The following is a 19,528-nucleotide window of genomic DNA, read 5'->3' on the forward strand; positions in this document are numbered from 1 at the left end:
GGGGGGGGCGGGGATCTCCCCCCTCCCCCCGTGGCGGGGTCCTCTGGCGGCTCGTCTGGTTCCGCCACCCGACCCCCCCCGCCGGAGGCCCCGGCGGAGCCGGACGAGCTCGTGACGCGGTGACGTTGTGACGCGGTGACGTCGTAAGACGGTGAAGCCGCAGGGGTGCAAGGCGTCGCGGGGCGCAGGTGGCAGTGGACGAACCATGAGGCTGGAGGGACTGCGGTGACACGGATGGACGACCTCGTGGTGGTCGGAGCGGGGCCCTACGGGCTCTCGATCGCGGCCCACGCGGCCGGTGCGGGGCTCGAGGTGCGGATCCTCGGACGGCCCATGGCCTCCTGGCGGGACCACATGCCCGAGGGCATGTACCTCAAGTCGGAGCCGTGGTCCTCCAACTTGTCGGCGCCCGGCGGGCGTTACACGCTGGCCGAGTACTGCGCGGCCCGCGGGATCGCCGCCGAACACGGAACTCCCCTGCCCATCGGGACGTTCAGCGCGTACGGGCTCTGGTTCGCCCGGCACGCGACACCCCCGGTGGAGGAGGCGACCGTCACCGAAGTCACCCCGCAGGGCGGGGGTTTCCTGGTCCGCACCGCCGAAGGGCCGCCGCTGCTCGCGCGGACGGTCGCACTGGCCGTGGGCGTGATGCCGTTCGTCCGGTACCCCGAGGCGCTACGGGAGCTGCCCGCGGCCCACTACTCGCACAGCAGCGGCCACCGCGACCTGACCCGCTTCGCCGGCCGCGAGGTGGCCGTGCTCGGCGCCGGGCAGGCGGCCCTGGAGACCGCGGCCCTGCTCGCGGAGAACGGGGCCCGGCCGTGCCTCGTGGCCCGGCGCTCCCGGCTCAACTGGAACACCGTCCCGCAGCCGCTGCGGCGGCCCCCGCTGCGCGCCCTGCGCACTCCGCACAGCGGCCTCGGCACGGGCTGGCGCAGCTGGGCCTGGTCGGAGCTGCCCTGGGCGGTGCGCCGGCTGCCCGCGCCCACCCGGGAGCGGATCGCGGCGACCGCGCTGGGCCCGGCCGGAGCCTGGTGGCTGCGGGAGCGCTTCGAGCGGCGGGTCCCCGTGCTGCTCGGGCACCGGTTGCAGCGTGCGGTCCCGGCGGGCGGGCGGACCCGGCTCGGGCTGTCCACCGCCGCCGGGGAGTCCGTCGTCCTGGACACCGCGCACGTGATCGCGGCGACCGGCTTCACCCCGGACCTGGCCCGGCTGGAGCTGCTCGACGCGGGGCTGCGGGCCGCGCTGGTCACCGTAGGGGAGAGCGGGACGCCGGAGCTGAGTCCCGGCTTCGAGTCCTCGTGGCCGGGGCTGTTCTTCGCGGGGCTGCTGACCGCTCCCTCATTCGGCCCTTCCATGCGATTCGTGCACGGTGCCGGCTTCACGGCGGGGAGACTGGTGTCAGGAGTCCGCAAGCGTCTGGGGGCCCGGGGCCCGCTGACGGGTTCCACCGGTGCGCCCCGGGCCGACCGGGCTCCCGCTGCCGGGCACAGAGCGTGAGAGCCAGTCACCACACGTGAGAGGTGTCGCGATGAGCGATGAGCGCGCACAGGGCCGGGGCTGGGTGAGGATCCCGGCCAGCCGTGCGGAGCAGCCCGGCACGACGAGGGCGGCGCCCCCGCAGCCGCAGGGGCAGTCTCCGTACGCGCAGTCTCCGTACGCGCAGTCTCCGTACGGGCGGTCCTCCGGGCAGGACGCGTCTGCGCAGGACCCGTACCCGCACGCTCCGCACGCGCACGGCCGGCACGCGCAGGCCCCGTATCCGCAGGTCCCGTACGACCCCTCGATGATCTACCTCTCCCTCGTCAAGCGCTGGCAGGAGGCCGGACGCACCCTTCCGGGGCATCCTGACGAGGAGTGGGAGCGGCTCATTTCCCAGCCGTGCTGGCCCGGCCGTTAGGTGGTGTGAGTCTCGTGGCAGCGGCGGAGCGACGCGACAACAGACCGGAGGCCCCCGGGAGCCCGGGTGGCGCCGGGAACGACGGGCATCCCCTCATCGGCCCGGGCGAGCGGCTCGCGCTCAACGGCATGGGCAGCTTCGAGTGGGACCTCGGCGCGGGGACCCTGGACATGGACGAGGCCGGGATGGCGGTCTTCGACCTGGAGGGGGAGGAGTACGACCGCACCCCCGACAGCCTGGGGCTGCGGATCCCGGTCGACGACGCCGCGCGGCTCCGGGACACCGTCCAGGGCGTCCTGGACGGCGGGGAGGAGACGTACGGCCAGTACTTCACGGTGCAGCGGCGCGACGGCCGGGACCAGTGGACGCACACCCAGGGCCGGGTCCTGCGGGACGCGGAGGGGCGCCCGGTGCGCATCGTCGGCATCGTCCGGGACGCGACGGCCGAGCTCGCCCACCTCACGGTGCTGCGCAAGCTGGAGTCGGCGCGCGCCCAGCAGGCGACCATCGTGCAGCGGACCACCGAGGCCCTGTCGCGGGCGGTGACGGTCGATGACGTGACGGCCACGCTGACGGGTGCGGGGGCGCTGGAACGGCTCGGCGTCGACGGAATGGCGCTGGGACTGGTCGAGGGCGGCCACATCAAGATCATCGCGCTCAGCGGGGAGTCCCTGGAGATCCTCAGCGAGCGCAAGTTCACCCGGCTGGACGGCTCGCTGCCGCTCTCGCAGGCGGTGCTCAGCCGGAAGGCACGTTTCGTCACCTCGCTGACCGAGCTGGCGGAAGAGTTCCCGCTGCTCTCCGACTACCTGAACCGCATCCAGTACGACGCGGCCGCCTACCTCCCGCTCATCGCACAGGCCGAATCCATCGGCGGACTGGTGCTCTTCTACCGTCGCCGCACCGACTTCAGCCCCGAGGAGCGCAACCTCTGCCTGGGCCTGGCGGGCATCGTCGCCCAGTCGCTCCAGCGGGCGCTCCTCTTCGACCAGGAGCGCGAGTTCGCCACCATGCTGCAGGCCGCCATGCTGCCGCGGCGGATCCCCGAGATCACCGGCGGGGAGATCGCGGTGCGCTACCACTCGGCCTGGAGCGGGCGCGAGGTCGGCGGGGACTGGTACGACGTCATCTCCCTGCCCCGCGACCGCGTCGGCATCGTCGTGGGCGACGTCCAGGGCCACGACACCCACGCGGCCGCCATCATGGGCCAGCTCCGCATCGCACTGCGGGCCTACGCGGGCGAGGGCCATCCGCCCTCCACCGTGCTGGCGCGCGCCTCCCGCTTCCTGGCCGAGCTGGACACCGAACGGTTCGCGACCTGCATGTACGCGCAGGTCGACCTGGAGACCGGAGGCGTACGAGCGGTCCGCGCGGGCCACCTCGGACCGCTGATCCGGCACACGGACGGGCGAACGGGCTGGCCCAACGTGCGCGGCGGCCTGCCGCTCGGGCTGGCCACCGTCTTCGAGCAGGAGGAGTTCCCCGAGACCCGGCTCGACCTGGTCCCCGGCGAGACCCTCGTGCTGTGCACCGACGGGCTCGTGGAGGAGCCCGGCACCGCCATCACCCAGGGCATGGAAGCCCTCGCCCACGCCGTCCGCAGCGGCCCGCAGGGGGCCGGGGCGCTCGCCGACCACCTCTCGGACCGGCTGTGGGAGCGCTGGGGCTCCGGCGACGACGTGGCCCTGCTGGTGCTGCGCCGGGCCCCCGACCCGGGCACGCACCGGGCACCGCGCATCCACCAGTACGTCCACCAGGCGGACCCGGAGGGGCTCTCGGAGGCCCGCTACGCCCTGCGGCAGGCGCTGCGCGACTGGGGCATGCCGGAGCTCGCCGACGACGTGGAGCTGGCGGCGGGAGAGCTGCTGGTCAACGCCCTGCTGCACACCGACGGCGGAGCGGTGCTGACGATGGAGGTGCTGCCGGAGCCGGTCCGGCGGATCCGGCTGTGGGTCAAGGACCGCTCCAGCGTGTGGCCGCGGCGGCGGACCCCGGGGGAGGCGGCGACCACGGGGCGCGGGCTGCTGCTGGTGGACGCGCTGGCCACGCACTGGGGGGTGGAGTCCCGGGGCGACGGCAAGGCGGTGTGGTGCGAGTTCTCGGCGGCGGGCAGCGCGGCGCGGAGCGCCCCGTGAGGGGGCGGACCGTGGCCGTGCGCGCCGTGACCGCACGCCCGGTGGCCGTGCGCCCGGTGACCGCGCGGATCGTGACCGCGCGCTCACGTCGAGTTGTGGGGTGGTGGGGGCGGGGCGATGATGCCGCCATGGAACGGTTTCTGTGGAACCTCCCGTGCGCCGGCTGAGCAAGCGCGCGGTGACGGGCGTCCTGGCCCTGCTGCTGTGCGCGGCCGGGGCGGCGACGGCGGTGGACTGGTCGACCGGGCGTCCGGACACGGACCCGGGGTGTCAGACGGTGGCCTTCATGTCGATGACGGGCGAGGCGCCCGCGTGCCGGTGACGGGGCAGGGCCACGGCCCCGGCCCCCGGTAGCGGCGGCTACCGGAGGGGCGTACGCGCGCACCGCGGGGCGGTGGCTACCGGTGGTCGATCACCCGGACCGGGTGGGCGTCCTGCGCGACCGTGTCGATCGACCGGGGCAGCAGTCCGCCGCCGAAGCGGATCTCCTGCAGCTCGGCCTTGGCCAGCGCCTCGCCGGCGTGCACGGTCGGGGTGAGCCGGAGGGTGCCGTGCGCCGACCAGTCGTGCACCTCGCCGTCGCACTGCGCGTCGCCGCCGCCGATGCTGAGGCGGACGTCCTCCTGCTCGATGGTCGCCTTGATCTGAACCGTTCCCGAGGGTGACGGCGCGGAGCAGTGGTACTCACCGAAAAGGTGGATCGTGCCGTCGGGGGCGATGTGGGCTTCCGAAGATACGTAAATGTCATTTCCGTAAGGTGCGCTGCCGTGGGGCGCGGCATTCGCCGGGGCGGTGAATACCGCCGTGGCGCCCAGTGCGGCGAGTGCGGCCAAGGCCATGCGGGGGCCGGTCGCGGCCATCGTTCCTCCTGTTGGACGAGGGGTGCAGGGGTTTGCGGAATTCCGCCGGAACGCATTGTGCTGGCATATGGAGGTCAATGCGTTCCGCGGACTCGTGTCGGTGTGTGCAATTGCCCGCTCGGGCGCGTGAGACTGACCGGAATACGTCCCCGAAGATCCCCGAAGGGATCCCGCATGCGTCAGCCCGCTCTTGTCACGGCCGCCCTCCTCCCGATCCTGCTGTTCGGTGCCACGGCCTGCTCCGGCGCCCCCGAAGGGGCCGCGCTCGCCCCGGCCGCGGTGCCCGCCGTGCCGGTCGACGACGGTGCTCCGGGTGTCGGGGACGATCCCGCGGCCGAGCGGGACGGGGTGGCGCGGGCCGCTTCGAAGGACGCCCATGTGGGTGACTCCGTACGGGTCAGGGGCCGGGAGGTGGGCCGCCACCTCCAGGTGGTGCTGGGTGCTTACGTCGACCCGGCGGTCAGTGTCGAGAAGAACTTCGCCCCGCCGGCGGGCAAGCGCTGGGTGGCGGCCTCGATGTCCTTCGTCAACGTCGGCGGGGCCTCGTACGGGGCTCTCGGGCGCATGTGGGCGCTCGACGGCGCGGGGCAGCGCCACCCGGTGGTGCCCACGGGGGAGCTCACGACCGGCAAACCGCTCGTCTTCGATTCGCTCTCGGTCGGTGAGCGGGCCGAAGGATGGGTGGTGTTCGAAATTCCGGAAAACGCGCGCATCGTTCGGCTCCAGTACCAGGACGCGAACATGGTGGCGAATTCCGGAGGTGGATTCTGGGCCGTCTAGCCCGCCCGGGTGAAACGGCGTCAAAGGGCCGGGGCGGTGACCACTAAGGTGCGGCGCATGACTTCTACCCAGGCCGAACTCGACCGCTCCAAGCTCGGCACCCTTTCGGTGCTCGCGTGGATCGGCGACCCCGAAGAGGCCCACGACATTCCCTATCTCCTCGCCTACATCCTCGGGGACGGTCCCGACGGCCCCGCGGCGAGCGAGGCGGCCGCCCGCGGGCTCCTGGAGGAGATCGGCCTGCCCATCGGCGACGTGGTGATGGACGGCGTCCGCAACCCGTCCTCCTTCCCGGTGCAGATCCTCCTGGAGGGCAACCAGATCGCGCTGACCCTGCCGGGCATGAACGCGAAGTGCATCGCCCCGCCGGAGTGGGTCAAGGCGGCGGCCGACAGCGGGCAGGCGTACTTCCTCTTCGCCACCCGCGCCTGGCCCGAGGCGGTGCCCGGACAGCCGGTCGAGGCCGAGACGCTGCAGGCGTTCGCGGGTGACACCGAGGTGCTCAACCACAGCGCCCACGCCGTCCTCGCGGTGCGCCGCCTGCAGCGCTAGGCACCCTTGGCGCCAGGCACCCTTGGCGCCAGGCACCCTTCGCGCGCCCGGCGTGCGTCGGCCCCCGCTCCGGCCGCCGGGCTCCCAGCCTGCCCGGTGGCCGGTCCGCCCGCTCCGGGCCCGCGCTCCGGTCCCGCCCTCCGGGCCGCCCTCCGGGCCGCGCTCCGGCCGGCCTACGGCTGTTCGAAGGCGAAGCGCAGCGAGCGGACCCGGTTGTCGAAGCTGGACCCGGCCAGGTCCGGCAGTCCGACCGCGCGCAGTCCCACCGGGCGGGTCAGCAGCTCGCGGAAGAGCGCCTTCATCTCCACCCGGGCCAGGTGCGCGCCCAGGCAGAAGTGCGGTCCGCCGCCGCCGAACCCCAGGTGGGGGTTGGGGGAGCGGGTGATGTCGAAGGCGTCCGGATCGGGGAAGACCTCCTCGTCGCGGTTGGCGGAGGCGTAGTACAGCACCACCTTGTCGCCGGGGACGAACGCGTGGCCGCGCAGGGTGTGTTCGGCGGCGACCGTCCTGCGGAACTGGATGATCGGCGTGGAGTGGCGGATCATCTCGTCCACCGCGCCGTCCGCGTGCGCCTCGAAGTCCGCGACCAGCAGGTCGCGTTGGTCCGGGTGGTCGGTCAGCAGGGTCAGGCCGTGGGTGATGGCATTGCGGGTGGTCTCCACCCCGGCCACCATCAACAGGGAGAAGAACGCGCCGAGCTGGCGGGCACCGAGCGCCTCACCGTCCACGTTCGCGCAGACCAGGGCCGAGATCAGGTCGTCGGTCGGGTTCTCGCGCCGCTCCCGCCCGATCCCCGCCACCATCCGCTGCATCCGGGCCAGGGCCCGCAGTCCGCGCCCGGGCATCCGCAGCCGGGCCGTCAGGCCCCGTTCGACGCCGATGTTCTCGGAGGCGTGGTTGACGCGGTCGGCGATCTCGGCGCGGTAGCGCTCCGGGATGCCCATCATGTTGCAGATGACCTCCAGGGGCAGCTTCGAGGCCACCGCCTCGACGAACTCGTCCGGCCGCCGGTCCAGTACGTCGTCCACGATGCGCGCCGCCACCGCGTGGATGTCCTCCTCGGCGGCCGCCAGCAGCCGGGGGGTGAAGGCCCGCTGCACGATCTTGCGCAGCTGCGCGTGCTCGGCGCCGTCCAGGTTGACCATCGAGTCCCCGAACAGCGCCCGCACCCAGCGGGCCGGCTCGGGCGTCGTCACCCCGGGGGCGCTGGCGAACACCTTGGGCAGCCGGCTCGCCTCCTGCACGTCCGCGTGCCGTACGAGGGCCCAGTGCCCGGTGCCTTCGGGGACGAACACGGGGGAGTCCAGGGCCCGCAGGCGGGCGAAGGCGGCCAGCCGGTGGGCGGGGGGAGCCTGCCAGAAGGCCGGGTCGGCCAATTCCCTGCCGGGGTCTTGGCCGGGGACCGGTCCGGGGCGTTGCGCGGGGAGTGTCATGGCCTGAAAACGGTGCCGGGGGCGCCGGGGTGACGGTTCTGGCGCGGCGCCGTTGCCGGGGGCTCCGCCCCCGGACCCCCCGCGCCTCAAACGCCGGCGGGGCTGAAGATCGCCTCAAACGCCGGCGGGGCTGGATTGGGCGGGGCTGGACGGGGCCTGGTTGGCCAGGGTGAGGCCGACCACCACCGTGGCCGTCGCGACCAGGCCCGCGTACAGGACCGCGTACGGGCCCGTCCAGGTGCAGGCCAGGACCGCCAGGGCGGAGACGGGCAGGGTCAGTTGCTGGGCGATGCCCCGCTTGAAGTGGCGGGAGTGCAGCAGCCAGACCATCAGCAGGAAGAGCGCGGTCGGGACGGTGACGGCCGCGTTCGCGGCGAGCTGGGAGACGTGCGCCTTGCCGACCGCGTGCTCGACCGCGACCTCGATGCCCGCGCCGATCGCCGCGCCCGAGGCGAAGATCAACAGGTGGCCGTACCCCCACGGGATCGCCTCCCGGTTGGAGGTCAGGTGCTCGTGCATCGGCACCGCGAAGTAGATCCACCAGGCGGCGAAGACGATGAGCAGCCCTCCGGCCGCGATCGGCAGGAGCTCGCCCAGGGCCTCGTGCTCGTCGAGCGCCGACTTCACGGCCACCGTGCTCGCCGCGATCGTCTCGCCGAGCACGATGATCGTGAACAGGCCGTAGCGCTCCACGATGTGGTGGGCGTGCCACGGCGTCTGGTGGCCGCGCTCGGCCACCACCGGAACCATCAGCTCCGCGACGACCAGGATCAGGAACAGCCAGCGCTTGGCGCCGTCCGGGACGAACAGCAGGGCCACCCAGCCGGCCTGGCAGAGGACCAGCCCGGCCGCGTACTTCAGGGCTGCCGCGCGGGCCTCGCCGCGTTCGCCGGAGGCGGCCCGCAGCCATTGGGCGGTGAGGGCGACGCGCATGATCAGGTAGCCGATGACGGCCACCGTCCAGTCGTTCTGGTCGAACGCCCGGCTCACGCCGGCCGCGTAGACGAGCACGCCGGAGATCTGGACGAGCGTCGCGATCCGGTAGGGCACGTCGTCGCAGTCGTAGGCGGAGGCGAACCACGTGAAGTTCATCCACGCCCACCACACGCCGAAGAACACGAACATGTAGCTGATCACCCCGCTGCCGGGATGGCCCTCGGCCAGCGCGTGCACGAGCTGGGCGCCCGCCTGCGCGATGGCGACGACGAAGCACAGGTCGAAGAACAGCTCCAGCGGGGTCGCGGCGCGGTGGCCCTCGTCCCGGCTGCGGGCGGTCATGGGTACGTAAGCCAGAGCCATACCGCCCAGGACAGCAGCCCTACGGGGCTCAGCAGGCGAGGCGCGCGGCCCTCAGGGCCCGTGTGCCCCGGGCGGACTCGTACCGGCCCAGGACGAGCCGGGCCAGCCGCGGGTGGTCGGCCAGCGGCTCCGAGACCGTCCAGGCGGCCGAGGCGTTCAGGGTGCGCGTGAAGCGGCCCGGGGCCAGCAGGTGCGCCGCCACCGCGATCCGGCGGTATCCGGCGGCCTGGAAGGAGGCCAGGGCTTCGTCGACGGTCGGCCCGGCGGAGGTGAGGTAGGCGGGGACCGCGGGGACGGGGGCGGCCCCGTCGTCGTACTCCAGCAGGGCGGACAGCTGGGCCGCGCAGGTCTCCGTACCGGCATTGCCGCCGGGGCGGGAGGACCCGGCGCCGGCCACCACCACCGCGTCGGCCCGGGTGTACGGGCCGCGGCGGCGCTCGGCCTCGCGCAGGCGGCTGTGCAGGGCGCGGGCGATGTCGCGCTCGCCGCTGAGGCCCTCGGTGAGCACGCAGCCGGTGCCCTCCAGGACGGCGGGTATGTCCACGCGGCGGTGGAAACCGTCGCCGAGCAGCAGGGGGACGACCACGGCGTACGGATGCTCCCGTACGACCTCGGCGAGCGAGGGGCGCTGCACGTCGAGGTGCCCGACCAGCGCGTGCACCCCGCTGATGGCCTCGACGGCGGCGACGAGCCGGTCGATGGTCGCGGCGGCCTCCGGTACCGCGCTGCCGTGGACGGCGATGACGAGCATGTGGTCTGCCTCCCTGATCCGGCCCCGGGTCCCCCCTCCCACGCTAGGCGCGGAGCGGGTCCGGGGGAGCCTGGCCAAGGGCCTGCGCGAGGGGCCGGAGGTCCTGTGCGGAAAGGGCCGTTTCCCCGTCCCCAGGGGTCCTTTTCGGGCGTTCGGGGCCGCGGTGCGGACCTACCGTCGAAGGGTCGGAACGCTTGCAGGCGCGACGTCCCCGCCCGGCCGCCTTGGCCTCCCGGGGCCCGCGCGGCACAGGGACACACGGAGTGAGATCGATGGGGCAGACGCTGGTTGTCATCGGCCACGGCATGGTGGGGCACCGCCTGCTGGAGGCGCTCGCCGAGCGTGACGCGCTCGCCGACCCGACCCGCCCCGAGCGCGGCGGCTGGCAGGTCACCGTCCTCGCGGAGGAGGAGCGCCCCGCCTACGACCGCGTGCACCTGTCCGCGGCCTTCACCGGCTCCACCGGCGAGGATCTGTCCCTGGTGGCGCCCGGCTTCCTGGAGAAGCACGGCATCGACCTGCGCCTCGGCGACCCGGCGGAGCTGATCGACACCACCGCCCGTACGGTCACCGCCCGCTCCGGCGACGTGCTCGGCTACGACGCGCTCGTGCTGGCGACCGGCTCCTACCCCTTCGTGCCGCCGATCGACGGCGCCGACGCGGAGGGCTGCTTCACCTACCGCACGCTCGACGACGTCGAGGCCCTGACCGCGTACGCCGCGGGCGCCGACGTCCGGACCGGTGTGGTCATCGGCGGCGGACTCCTCGGCCTGGAGGCGGCGGGCGCGCTCCGCACGCTCGGACTGGCCACGCACGTCGTGGAGTTCGCGCCCCGGCTCATGCCGCTGCAGGTGGACGACGGCGGAGCGGCCGCCCTGCGGGCCACCATCGAGTCCATGGGCGTCGCCGTGCACACGGGCGTCGGTGCGGCCGGCGTGCAGATCCACCCCGACGGGCGGGCGCAGGCGCTCCGGCTGACCAGCGGCGAGGAGATCGGCTCCGACGTCGTGGTCTTCTCGGCCGGTGTGCGGCCGCGCGACCGGCTGGCCCGTGAGTGCGGGCTCGCCGTGGGCGACCGCGGCGGGGTCGTCGTGGACGGCCACTGCCGCACCAGCGACCCGTACGTCTATGCGATCGGCGAGTGCGCGCAGACCGTCGACGGCAAGGTCTACGGGCTGGTCGCTCCCGGCTACCAGATGGCCGAGACCGTCGCCGAGGCCCTCGCGGGCGCCGGCGAGCTGACCTTCACCGGGGCCGACACCTCCACCAAGCTCAAACTGATGGGCGCCGACGTGGCCTCCTTCGGTGACCCCTTCGCCCCCGAGGGCCGGGACGGGGCCGTCTCGGTGGTCTTCTCCGACGCCCGCGAGGGCGTCTACAAGAAGCTGCTGCTGGGCCCCGACGGCGCGCTGCTCGGCGGAATCCTGGTCGGCGACGCGGAGGCGTACGGCTCGCTGAAGCCGCACGCGGGCCGGCAGCTGCCGGCCCCGCCGGAGGCCTTCATCCTGCCGTCGAGCGAGGGCGTGGCCCTGCCCGGAGCGGACGCGCTGCCCGATGACGCCGTGGTGTGCAGCTGCCACAACATCACCAAGGGCCGCGTGCGCGAGGCGGTGGTCGCGGAGTCCCTCACCGACATCGGCGGCATCAAGAAGTGCACCAAGGCCGGCACGGGCTGCGGCGGCTGCATCGGCACGCTGCAGGCGGTCCTGGACGCCGAACTGGCCGCGGCGGGCGTCGAGAAGCCGCGCGGGCTGTGCGAGCACTTCACCCTGACCCGGGCGGAGATCTACGAGAAGATCCGCACCGAGCGCATCCGCAGCTTCAGCGAACTGCTGGAGTCCTACGGCGAGGGCGGCGAGGGCTGCGCCGTCTGCAAGCCGGTCGTCGCGAACGTCCTGGGCACCCTCGCCCCCGACCTCGGCATCGGACACATCCTGGCGGGCGAGCAGGCGGCCCTGCAGGACTCCAACGACCTCTTCCTCGCCAACCTCCAGAAGGACGGCACCTACTCGGTCATCCCGCGCGTCGCCGGCGGCGAGATCACGGCCGAGCAGGTCATCGCCCTCGGCGAGGTGGCCAGGGACTACGGCCTCTACACCAAGATCACCGGCGCCCAGCGCATCGGCCTCTTCGGGGTCCGCAAGGAGCAGCTGCCCGACATCTGGCGACGGCTCGGCGGCGCCGGGTTCGAGTCCGGGCAGGCGTACGGGAAGTCCCTGCGCGCGGTGAAGTCGTGCGTGGGAGCCCGCTTCTGCCGCTTCGGGCAGGGCGACTCCATCCAGCTCGCGATCGACCTGGAGCTGCGCTACCGGGGTCTGCGCACCCCGCACAAGTTCAAGGGCGGCGTCTCGGGCTGCCTGCGCGAGTGCGCGGAGGCGCGGGGCAAGGACATCGGCGTCATCGCCACCGCCAACGGCTGGAACCTGTACGTCAGCGGCAACGGCGGCGCGACCCCGCGCCACGCCGACCTGCTGGCCTCGGACCTGAACACCGCCGAACTCTTCGCGCTGATCGACCGGTTCCTCATGTACTACATCCGCACCGGCGAGCGCCTGGAGCGGACGGCGGCCTGGCTGGAGCGGCTCGGCGGCAGCGGCGCGGGCATGGACCACCTGAAGGAGGTCCTGATCGAGGACTCGCTCGGCATCTGCGCGGAACTGGAGGCGCAGATGGAGCGCCACGTGTCGGCGTACGAGGACGAGTGGTCCGCGGTCCTGGAGGACCCGGCGGCGCTGGAGCGCTTCGGGACCGTGGACTTCGGTGCGGCCGAAGGCGCCGAAGGCGCGGCGCAGGCGCTGGAGCCGGGCCGCGGGCGGACCGCGGTGCTGCCGGACGGCACCGAGGCCGCGGTCTTCAAGGACCGCGCGGGCGAGGTCTACGCGGTCGGCAACCGGGACCCCTTCTCGGGGGCCGACGTCATCGCCAACGGCATCATGGGCTCGCGCGACGGGGTGCCCGTCGTGGCCTCGCCGATGCACAAGCAGGTCTTCGACCTGCGGACCGGCATCTGTCTGGACGACCCCGAGGTGTCCCTGCCGCTGGTAGAGCTCAAGCCCTAAGGCTCTGCGGCCGCCGTACCAACGCACTGTGGGCGATGGGACCTTGTCCTGTCGCCCACACGACGTTCTCCCCTGATGCCGGGCACCCCTGTAGGCGGACCCTAAGAAGGTCAGGGCTTTCAGCTTCATTTTTCTCAACTCCTCCGAACCTTCAGACCCCTTCGACCTTCAGGAAATGCCATGAGTTCCGCCAAGCAGGACGCGCGCGCGGCGACCGGCCGAGTGCAGGCGCCCGATCCGGCGCAGTACCGCCCCGGCCGCACGATCACGGAGTGGACGCCGGAGGATCCGTCCTTCTGGCAGACCACGGGCAAGAAGGTCGCCACCCGCAACCTGTGGATCGCGGTACCGGCCCTGCTGGTGGCCTTCGTGGTCTGGCAGGTCTGGAGCATCACGGCGACCAACCTCAAGGACGTGGGCTTCGGCTTCTCCCAGTCCCAGCTGTTCTGGCTGACCGCCGTTCCCGGCATCACGGGCGGCACCGCCCGCATCCTGTACACCTTCATCGGCCCGATGATCGGCCAGCGCCGCTTCACCGCGATCTCCACCGTCGTGCTGATCGTGCCGCTGCTGTGGCTGGGCTTCGCGGTGCAGGACCCCACCACCTCCTACACCACGCTGGTCGCCATCGCCGCGCTCTGCGGCATCGGCGGCGCCAACTTCTCCTCCTCCCTGGCCAACATCGGCTTCTTCTACCCGAAGCAGGAGAAGGGCAACGCGACCGGAATCAACGGCGGCCTGGGCAACCTGGGCGTCTCCGTGGTCCAGCTGCTCACCCCGATCCTGATCACCACCTCGGTCCTGGCGATCGGCTCGGGCCAGAAGAAGGCGGACGGCTCGGAGATCTACCTCCAGAACGCCGCGTTCGTCTGGGTGCCGGTCCTGATCGTCCTCGCGGCCGTCGCCTGGTTCGGCCAGAACGACCTGAAGGTGGCCTCCACCCCCTTCAGCCAGCAGAAGATCATCTTCAAGCGCAAGCACAACTGGCTGATGACCTGGCTCTACGTCGGCACCTTCGGCTCCTTCATCGGTTTCGCGGCGGCGCTCCCGCTGCTCATCAAGACGACCTTCCCGGCGTACTCCGTGGCCACCTACGCCTGGATGGGCCCGGCGCTCGGCGCGCTGGCACGCTGGGCCGGCGGCTGGATCGCCGACAAGTTCGGCGGCGCACGGGTGACGATCCTGTCCTTCGTGGGCATGGGCGCGTCGATCATCGGCGTGATCACCTTCCTGCCGGCCGGCTCGGACTCCGGCTCCTTCTACGGCTTCTTCTTCTGCTTCCTGTCGGCGTTCTTCTTCTCGGGCATCGGCAACGGCTCGACCTTCCGCCAGATCCCGGTGATCTTCCGCGGCCAGCACCTCGCGGGCCTGACGGAGGGCACCCCGCAGTACGCGAAGGCGCTCAAGCAGGCCGAGATCGAGTCGGGCGCGGTGACCGGGTTCACCGCGGCCATCGCCGCCTACGGCTTCTTCTTCATCCCGGCGATGTTCGCCAACTTCGCCGTGACCAGCGCGATGTGGGGCTTCGTCGGCTTCTACGCCAGCTGCGTCGTCGTGGCCTGGTGGTTCTACGCCCGCAAGGGCGCGGAGGCGCCCAGCTAGCCGGGAGCCCCTGGCTGGTCGGCCCGGGTGCGGGGTCGCTGCGCGAGCAGCACCCGGCTGCGCCCGGGCTTCCTGGGGCTCCGCCCCAGACCCCGCGCCTCAAACGCCGGCGGGGCTGGATTGGGCCAGGCCCGCGGTCGACCGCCGCGCCGTTGCCGGGGGCCAGCCCCCGGACCCCCGCGCCTCAAACGCCGGCGGGGCTGGATTTGGCTGCGCCCGGACCCCCGCTCCTCCATCGCCGGCGGGGCTGGATTTGGCTGCCCGGGCCCTCCGTGCCTCGCCGCCCGTGCTTCCGTAGAGACTGAAAGGCCACGCAGTGCTCGGCATGTTCCTGCAGCTCGCCGTCATGGTGGCGGCCATTGCTCTCGGGTCCCGCAAGGGCGGGGTGGCCATGGGGCTCTGGGGGGCCGTCGGGGTCTTCGTGCTCGCGACGTTCTTCGGGGTCACCCCCGCCGACACCTCCGGCATCGTCGACGTCATGCTGATCATCCTCGCGGTGATCATGGCCGCCGCCGCGATGGAGGCGGCCGGCGGCATCGACTACCTCGTCGGACTGGCCGAGAAGGCGATCCGCCGCAAGCCCAGCCGGGTGGTCTACGTGGCTCCCCTCGTGTCCTGGGCCTTCACCCTGGGCGCCGGCACCGCCCACGTCTTCTACCCCCTGCTCCCGGTGATCCACGACGTGGCCCGCGAAGGCGGCGTCCGGCCCGAGCGGCCCATCGCGGTCTCCTCCATCGCGGCCACCTTCGGTATCACCGCCTCGCCCGTCTCCGCGGCCATGGCCGCCATGATCGTGATGTTCGACGGGGACGGCTGGAACCTGCCCCGGATCATGGCCGTCGCCGTGCCGTCCACGCTGCTCGGCGTGCTCGTCGCGGCCACGGTGCAGTCCCGGATCGGCAAGGAGCTGGGGCAGGACGCCGAGTACCTGCGCCGGCTGGCCGCAGGTGAGATCGAGGCTCCGGCCCCGGCCGGAGCCGCCCCGCCGCTGCGGCCGCGGGCGCGCTGGTCCGCGTACCTCTTCCTCGGCGGGACCGTCGCCGTCGTCCTCAGCGGACTCTTCCCGGCGCTGCGCCCCGAGACGGCCAAGGGCCCGCTCTCGATGCCCGCCACCATCGAGATCCTGATGATGGCCGTGGCCGCGCTGATCCTGCTGCTGTGCAAGGTCGACGCCAAGCGGATACCCGGCACGGACGTGGCCAAGTCCGGGCTCGTCGCCGTCATCGGGGTCTTCGGGCTGTCGTGGCTGGGGCTTTCCTTCATCGGCGCCAACGAGGCCCGGATCACCGGTGCGCTCGGCGGGGTCGCACAGGACCACCCGTGGTTCTTCGCGATCATGCTGCTGCTCCTCTCCGCGCTGCTGTTCAGCCAGGCCACGACCACCAAGGCGCTGATGCCCCTAGGGCTCGCCCTCGGTATCCCGGCCCCCCTCCTCATCGCGATGTGGCCCGCCGTGAACGGCTACTTCCTCCTCCCCACCTACGGCACCTTCATCGCGGCGATCAACTTCGACAGGACCGGCACCACCCGCGTCGGCCGCTTCGTCGTCAACCACTCCTTCATGCTGCCCGGCCTGATCACCACGTGCGTCGCGGTATCCACAGGCTTCGCTCTGGTTCGGATTGTCTGACCGGTGCAGAATCTTGTGAAAGTTTTCACAAGCGCACGATGGACCTTTGACCTGCTCAAAGTGCCAGGTCAGGCGGGATGGGAGATCCTTGGGGCCGGGGATCAGGGGACTTTCGGGCCCCAGCTCGGGACCAACGCGGCGCCAAATGATCGATCAAAAGGCGTGCAATGGATACAAGCAATGAGGCGACTCGGAAGGTGCGGGCGATGACTGCCACCCCTGCGGAAACCACGAAGAACGGCGAGGCCTGGAACGGCTTCAAGGGCGGTCTGTGGCGCGACGCCATCGACGTCCGCGACTTCATCCAGCAGAACTACACGCCGTACGAGGGTGACGACACCTTCCTCGCCGGCCCCACCGAGCGCACCACCGCCGTGTGGAAGGCGATCACGGACAAGTTCCCGGAGGAGCGCGAGAAGGGCGTCTACGACGTCGCGTACGACATCCCGTCGTCGATCACCGCGCACGCCCCCGGTTACATCGACCGCGACAAGGACCTGATCGTCGGCCTCCAGACGGACGCCCCGCTCAAGCGCGCGATCATGCCCTACGGCGGCTGGCGCATGGTCGCCGGCGCCCTGGAGACCTACGGCTACCCGGTCTCCGACGAGCTGGAGAAGGTCTTCACGGAGTACCGCAAGACCCACAACGCCGGTGTCTTCGACGCGTACACCCCCGACATCCGCGCCGCCCGCAAGGCCGGCATCGTGACCGGCCTGCCGGACGCGTACGGCCGCGGCCGCATCATCGGCGACTACCGCCGCGTGTCGCTCTACGGTGTCGACCGCCTCATCGCCGTCAAGAAGGAGGAGAAGGAGGAGATCAACTCCCTCCCCGCGGGCAACCGCTCGCTGGAGGAGACGATCCGCCTGCGCGAGGAGCTCTCCGAGCAGATCCGCGCCCTCGCCGAGCTCAAGGCGATGGCCGCCTCCTACGGCTACGACATCTCCGGCCCGGCCACCACCGGCCGCGAGGCCATCCAGTGGCTGTACTTCGCGTACCTGGCCGCCGTGAAGGAGCAGAACGGCGCGGCCATGTCGCTCGGCCGCACCTCCACCTTCATCGACGTCTACCTCCAGCGCGACATCGAGGCGGGCATCCTCACCGAGGAGCAGGCCCAGGAGCTGGTCGACGACTTCATCATCAAGCTCCGCATCGTCCGCTTCCTGCGCACCCCGGAGTACGACGAGCTCTTCTCCGGCGACCCCACCTGGGTCACCGAGTCGATCGCCGGCATGGGCGAGGACGGCCGTCCGCTGGTCACCAAGACCTCGTTCCGCTACCTCCACACCCTCTACAACCTCGGTCCGGCCCCCGAGCCGAACATGACCGTCTTCTGGTCGCCCCAGCTCCCGCAGGGCTTCAAGGAGTTCTGCGCCCGGGTCTCGATCGACACCTCCTCGGTGCAGTACGAGTCCGACGAGCTGATGCGCCCGCGCTTCGGCGACGACACCGCCATCGCCTGCTGCGTCTCGGCCATGCCGGTCGGCAAGCAGATGCAGTACTTCGGCGCCCGCGTGAACGTCGCCAAGACCCTGCTCTACGCGATCAACGGCGGCCGCGACGAGAAGTCCGGAGCCCAGGTCGGCCCGTCCACCGGCGCCCTCACCTCCGAGGTGCTGGACTACGACGAGGTCATGGCGAAGTTCGACGAGCAGATGGAGTGGCTCGCCGACACCTACGTCCACGCCCTGAACGTCATCCACTACATGCACGACAAGTACGCCTACGAGCGCATCGAGATGGCGCTCCACGACCGCGACGTGCGCCGCACCATGGCCTGCGGCATCGCCGGCCTCTCGGTCGCCGCCGACTCGCTGGCCGCCATCAAGTACGCCAAGGTCACCGCCGTGCGCGACGAGACCGGCCTCGCCACCGACTACACCATCGAGGGCGACTACCCGGCCTACGGCAACAACGACGACCGTGTCGACTCGATCGCCGTCTGGCTGGTCGAGGAGTTCATGAAGAAGATCCGCAAGCACCCGACCTACCGCGGGGCCGAGCACACCCAGTCGGTGCTGACCATCACCTCGAACGTGGTCTACGGCAAGAAGACCGGCAACACGCCGGACGGACGCCGCGCCGGCGAGCCGTTCTCCCCGGGCGCCAACCCGATGAACGGCCGCGACACCCACGGCTACGTCACCTCGGCGCTGTCGGTCGCGAAGCTCCCGTACGAGGACGCCGAGGACGGCATCTCGCTGACCAACACCGTCACCCCCGACGGCCTGGGCCGCACCCCCGAGGAGCGGATCAAGAACCTGGCGGGTGTCCTCGACGGCTACATGGCGGTCGACGGCTTCCACATGAACGTGAACGTGCTCAACCGCGACACGCTCATGGACGCCATGGAGCACCCGGAGAACTACCCGCAGCTCACCATCCGCGTCAGCGGATACGCGGTGAACTTCGTCCGCCTCACGCGCGCTCAGCAGCTCGACGTGCTGAACCGCACCTTCCACGGTTCTCTCTGACCTTCGAGAGACCCACGAGCACGCGCGGCCCGGGGCCGGCCGTCACCCGGCCCCGGGACCGCGCGTCACCAGATCAGCCCACGGAATCTGGAAGCTGGAGCACCTGCCATGACCGTCCTCTTCGGTACGAGCCTCCCCGTCGGCCACGCCAACGCGATCAGCGTGGGTCCCGGCCAGGTCAGCGCTGGCCAGACGCCCGCCGCCGCCGCGACCCAGCGGCCGAGCGAGGGCACGGTGCACTCCTGGGACCTGTCCACCGGAGTCGACGGCCCCGGGACCCGGTTCGTGACCTTCCTGTCCGGCTGCCCGCTGACCTGCCTGTACTGCCACAACCCCGACACCATGCGGATGCGCAACGGCAAGCGCACCTCGGCCGACGACGTCATCGCCGAGGCCCGCAAGTACACCAAGTTCATCTCCGCCTCCGGGGGCGGCGCCACCATCTCCGGCGGCGAACCGCTGCTCCAGCCCGTCTTCGCCGGCGAACTGCTGCACCGGATGAAGAACGACCTCGGACTGCACACCGCGCTCGACACCTCCGGCTTCCTCGGCGCCCGCGCCACCGACGCGCTGCTGCGCGACGTGGACCTGGTCCTGCTCGACATCAAGTCCTGGGACCGCGAGACGTACAAGAAGGTGACAGGCCGTCCGCTGGAGCCCACCCTCGACTTCGCCCGCCGCCTCGCCGACCTCGGCAAGGAGGTGCACCTGCGGTTCGTGCTGGTGCCGGGACTGACCGACGCCCGGGAGAACATCGAGGGCGTCGCCGCCTTCGCCGGCGGCCTCGACAACATCTCGCGGGTCGACGTCCTGCCCTTCCACAAGCTCGGCGAGAGCAAGTGGGAGGCGCTCGACATGAAGTTCACCCTGCACGACACGCCGTCGCCGACCGCCGGACAGGTCGCCGAGGCGAAGGCGATATTCGCAGCGCAGGGACTGAACGCGGTCTGAGGGCGGGGCCCGCGCGCGGGCCCGCCCGAGTCCTCACTCGAACGGCGCACCGGTAAGCTCCGTATAACGGGCCAAATCGGTACAGACCACCTAGCGTGG

General features: G+C 71.9%; 15 protein-coding genes. 11 read left to right on the plus strand and 4 right to left on the minus strand.

Annotated features, from left to right (window positions below):
- Positions 1-234 precede the first annotated feature (234 nt).
- The 4 genes from ACFRU2_RS27555 to ACFRU2_RS27570 all read left to right on the plus strand — a co-directional run bounded on the left by ACFRU2_RS27555 (position 235) and on the right by ACFRU2_RS27570 (position 4,357).
- Positions 235-1,500, plus strand: coding sequence for an NAD(P)-binding domain-containing protein (locus ACFRU2_RS27555; RefSeq protein WP_382976845.1), 1,266 nt, complete (start codon positions 235-237; stop codon positions 1,498-1,500).
- A 31-nt stretch (positions 1,501-1,531) separates the two neighbouring features.
- Positions 1,532-1,900 (plus strand): hypothetical protein, encoded by a 369-nt coding sequence (locus ACFRU2_RS27560; protein WP_382976767.1) that lies wholly within the window; start codon positions 1,532-1,534, stop codon positions 1,898-1,900.
- 14 nt (positions 1,901-1,914) lie between these two features.
- Complete coding sequence (locus ACFRU2_RS27565) at positions 1,915-4,035, plus strand: SpoIIE family protein phosphatase (RefSeq protein ID WP_382976848.1); 2,121 nt, start codon at positions 1,915-1,917, stop codon at positions 4,033-4,035.
- 142 nt (positions 4,036-4,177) lie between these two features.
- A complete protein-coding gene (locus ACFRU2_RS27570) occupies positions 4,178-4,357 on the plus strand; it encodes a hypothetical protein (protein WP_267039024.1) in 180 nt (59 codons plus the stop codon).
- A 76-nt stretch (positions 4,358-4,433) separates the two neighbouring features.
- Here the strand turns inward: ACFRU2_RS27570 and ACFRU2_RS27575 are convergent, their stop codons facing one another.
- Positions 4,434-4,895 (minus strand): DUF6299 family protein, encoded by a 462-nt coding sequence (locus ACFRU2_RS27575; protein ID WP_382976770.1) that lies wholly within the window; start codon positions 4,893-4,895, stop codon positions 4,434-4,436.
- Between the two features lie 174 nt (positions 4,896-5,069).
- On the opposite strand from ACFRU2_RS27575, the gene ACFRU2_RS27580 reads away from it, so the two are divergent.
- Together ACFRU2_RS27580 and ACFRU2_RS27585 are read left to right on the plus strand one after the other, a co-directional pair.
- Positions 5,070-5,675 carry a DUF4352 domain-containing protein gene (locus tag ACFRU2_RS27580; RefSeq protein ID WP_382976771.1) on the plus strand — a complete coding sequence of 202 codons (606 nt, stop codon included), beginning with the start codon at positions 5,070-5,072 and terminating at the stop codon, positions 5,673-5,675.
- Positions 5,676-5,732: 57 nt separating this feature from the next.
- On the plus strand, positions 5,733-6,227 hold the full coding sequence (locus ACFRU2_RS27585) for a DUF5949 family protein (protein ID WP_382976774.1): 495 nt from the start codon (positions 5,733-5,735) through the stop codon (positions 6,225-6,227).
- A 173-nt stretch (positions 6,228-6,400) separates the two neighbouring features.
- Here ACFRU2_RS27585 and ACFRU2_RS27590 read toward each other — a convergent pair whose 3' ends face one another.
- From ACFRU2_RS27590 to ACFRU2_RS27600, 3 genes are all read right to left on the minus strand, one after another.
- On the minus strand, positions 6,401-7,660 hold the full coding sequence (locus ACFRU2_RS27590) for a cytochrome P450 (RefSeq protein WP_382976777.1): 1,260 nt from the start codon (positions 7,658-7,660) through the stop codon (positions 6,401-6,403).
- A 114-nt stretch (positions 7,661-7,774) separates the two neighbouring features.
- Complete coding sequence (locus tag ACFRU2_RS27595) at positions 7,775-8,959, minus strand: low temperature requirement protein A (protein ID WP_382976780.1); 1,185 nt, start codon at positions 8,957-8,959, stop codon at positions 7,775-7,777.
- A gap of 28 nt (positions 8,960-8,987) precedes the next feature.
- Positions 8,988-9,710 carry a sirohydrochlorin chelatase gene (locus ACFRU2_RS27600; protein ID WP_382976783.1) on the minus strand — a complete coding sequence of 241 codons (723 nt, stop codon included), beginning with the start codon at positions 9,708-9,710 and terminating at the stop codon, positions 8,988-8,990.
- Between the two features lie 272 nt (positions 9,711-9,982).
- Between ACFRU2_RS27600 and nirB the strand changes: the two genes are divergently transcribed.
- From nirB to pflA, 5 genes are all read left to right on the plus strand, one after another.
- Positions 9,983-12,769, plus strand: coding sequence for a nitrite reductase large subunit NirB (gene nirB, locus ACFRU2_RS27605; protein WP_382976786.1), 2,787 nt, complete (start codon positions 9,983-9,985; stop codon positions 12,767-12,769).
- A 180-nt stretch (positions 12,770-12,949) separates the two neighbouring features.
- The gene (locus tag ACFRU2_RS27610) at positions 12,950-14,371 is read left to right on the plus strand and encodes a NarK family nitrate/nitrite MFS transporter (protein WP_382976788.1); all 1,422 of its coding nucleotides are present in this window, start codon (positions 12,950-12,952) and stop codon (positions 14,369-14,371) included.
- A gap of 325 nt (positions 14,372-14,696) precedes the next feature.
- Complete coding sequence (locus ACFRU2_RS27615; protein WP_382976790.1) at positions 14,697-16,001, plus strand: anaerobic C4-dicarboxylate transporter family protein; 1,305 nt, start codon at positions 14,697-14,699, stop codon at positions 15,999-16,001.
- 206 nt (positions 16,002-16,207) lie between these two features.
- Positions 16,208-18,478 carry a formate C-acetyltransferase gene (gene pflB / locus ACFRU2_RS27620; protein ID WP_382976793.1) on the plus strand — a complete coding sequence of 757 codons (2,271 nt, stop codon included), beginning with the start codon at positions 16,208-16,210 and terminating at the stop codon, positions 18,476-18,478.
- 108 nt (positions 18,479-18,586) lie between these two features.
- Complete coding sequence (gene pflA / locus ACFRU2_RS27625; protein ID WP_382976796.1) at positions 18,587-19,429, plus strand: pyruvate formate-lyase-activating protein; 843 nt, start codon at positions 18,587-18,589, stop codon at positions 19,427-19,429.
- The last annotated feature ends 99 nt before the right edge of the window (positions 19,430-19,528 follow it).

It is taken from the genome of Streptomyces sp. NPDC056883 (genome assembly GCF_042788835.1).
Lineage (GTDB): Bacteria > Actinomycetota > Actinomycetes > Streptomycetales > Streptomycetaceae > Streptomyces > Streptomyces stoeckheimensis.

Bases quoted from the DNA above. Each gene is read 5' to 3' on its own strand.
- ACFRU2_RS27555 (WP_382976845.1), top strand. From the start codon at position 235: ATGGACGACCTCGTGGTGGTCGGAGCGGGGCCCTACGGGCTCTCGATC.
- ACFRU2_RS27560 (WP_382976767.1), top strand. From the start codon at position 1,532: ATGAGCGATGAGCGCGCACAGGGCCGGGGCTGGGTGAGGATCCCGGCC.
- ACFRU2_RS27575 (WP_382976770.1), bottom strand. From the start codon at position 4,895: ATGGCCGCGACCGGCCCCCGCATGGCCTTGGCCGCACTCGCCGCACTG.
- ACFRU2_RS27580 (WP_382976771.1), top strand. From the start codon at position 5,070: ATGCGTCAGCCCGCTCTTGTCACGGCCGCCCTCCTCCCGATCCTGCTG.
- ACFRU2_RS27585 (WP_382976774.1), top strand. From the start codon at position 5,733: ATGACTTCTACCCAGGCCGAACTCGACCGCTCCAAGCTCGGCACCCTT.
- ACFRU2_RS27590 (WP_382976777.1), bottom strand. From the start codon at position 7,660: ATGACACTCCCCGCGCAACGCCCCGGACCGGTCCCCGGCCAAGACCCC.
- ACFRU2_RS27595 (WP_382976780.1), bottom strand. From the start codon at position 8,959: ATGGCTCTGGCTTACGTACCCATGACCGCCCGCAGCCGGGACGAGGGC.
- ACFRU2_RS27600 (WP_382976783.1), bottom strand. From the start codon at position 9,710: ATGCTCGTCATCGCCGTCCACGGCAGCGCGGTACCGGAGGCCGCCGCG.
- nirB (WP_382976786.1), top strand. From the start codon at position 9,983: ATGGGGCAGACGCTGGTTGTCATCGGCCACGGCATGGTGGGGCACCGC.
- ACFRU2_RS27610 (WP_382976788.1), top strand. From the start codon at position 12,950: ATGAGTTCCGCCAAGCAGGACGCGCGCGCGGCGACCGGCCGAGTGCAG.
- ACFRU2_RS27615 (WP_382976790.1), top strand. From the start codon at position 14,697: ATGTTCCTGCAGCTCGCCGTCATGGTGGCGGCCATTGCTCTCGGGTCC.
- pflB (WP_382976793.1), top strand. From the start codon at position 16,208: ATGACTGCCACCCCTGCGGAAACCACGAAGAACGGCGAGGCCTGGAAC.
- pflA (WP_382976796.1), top strand. From the start codon at position 18,587: ATGACCGTCCTCTTCGGTACGAGCCTCCCCGTCGGCCACGCCAACGCG.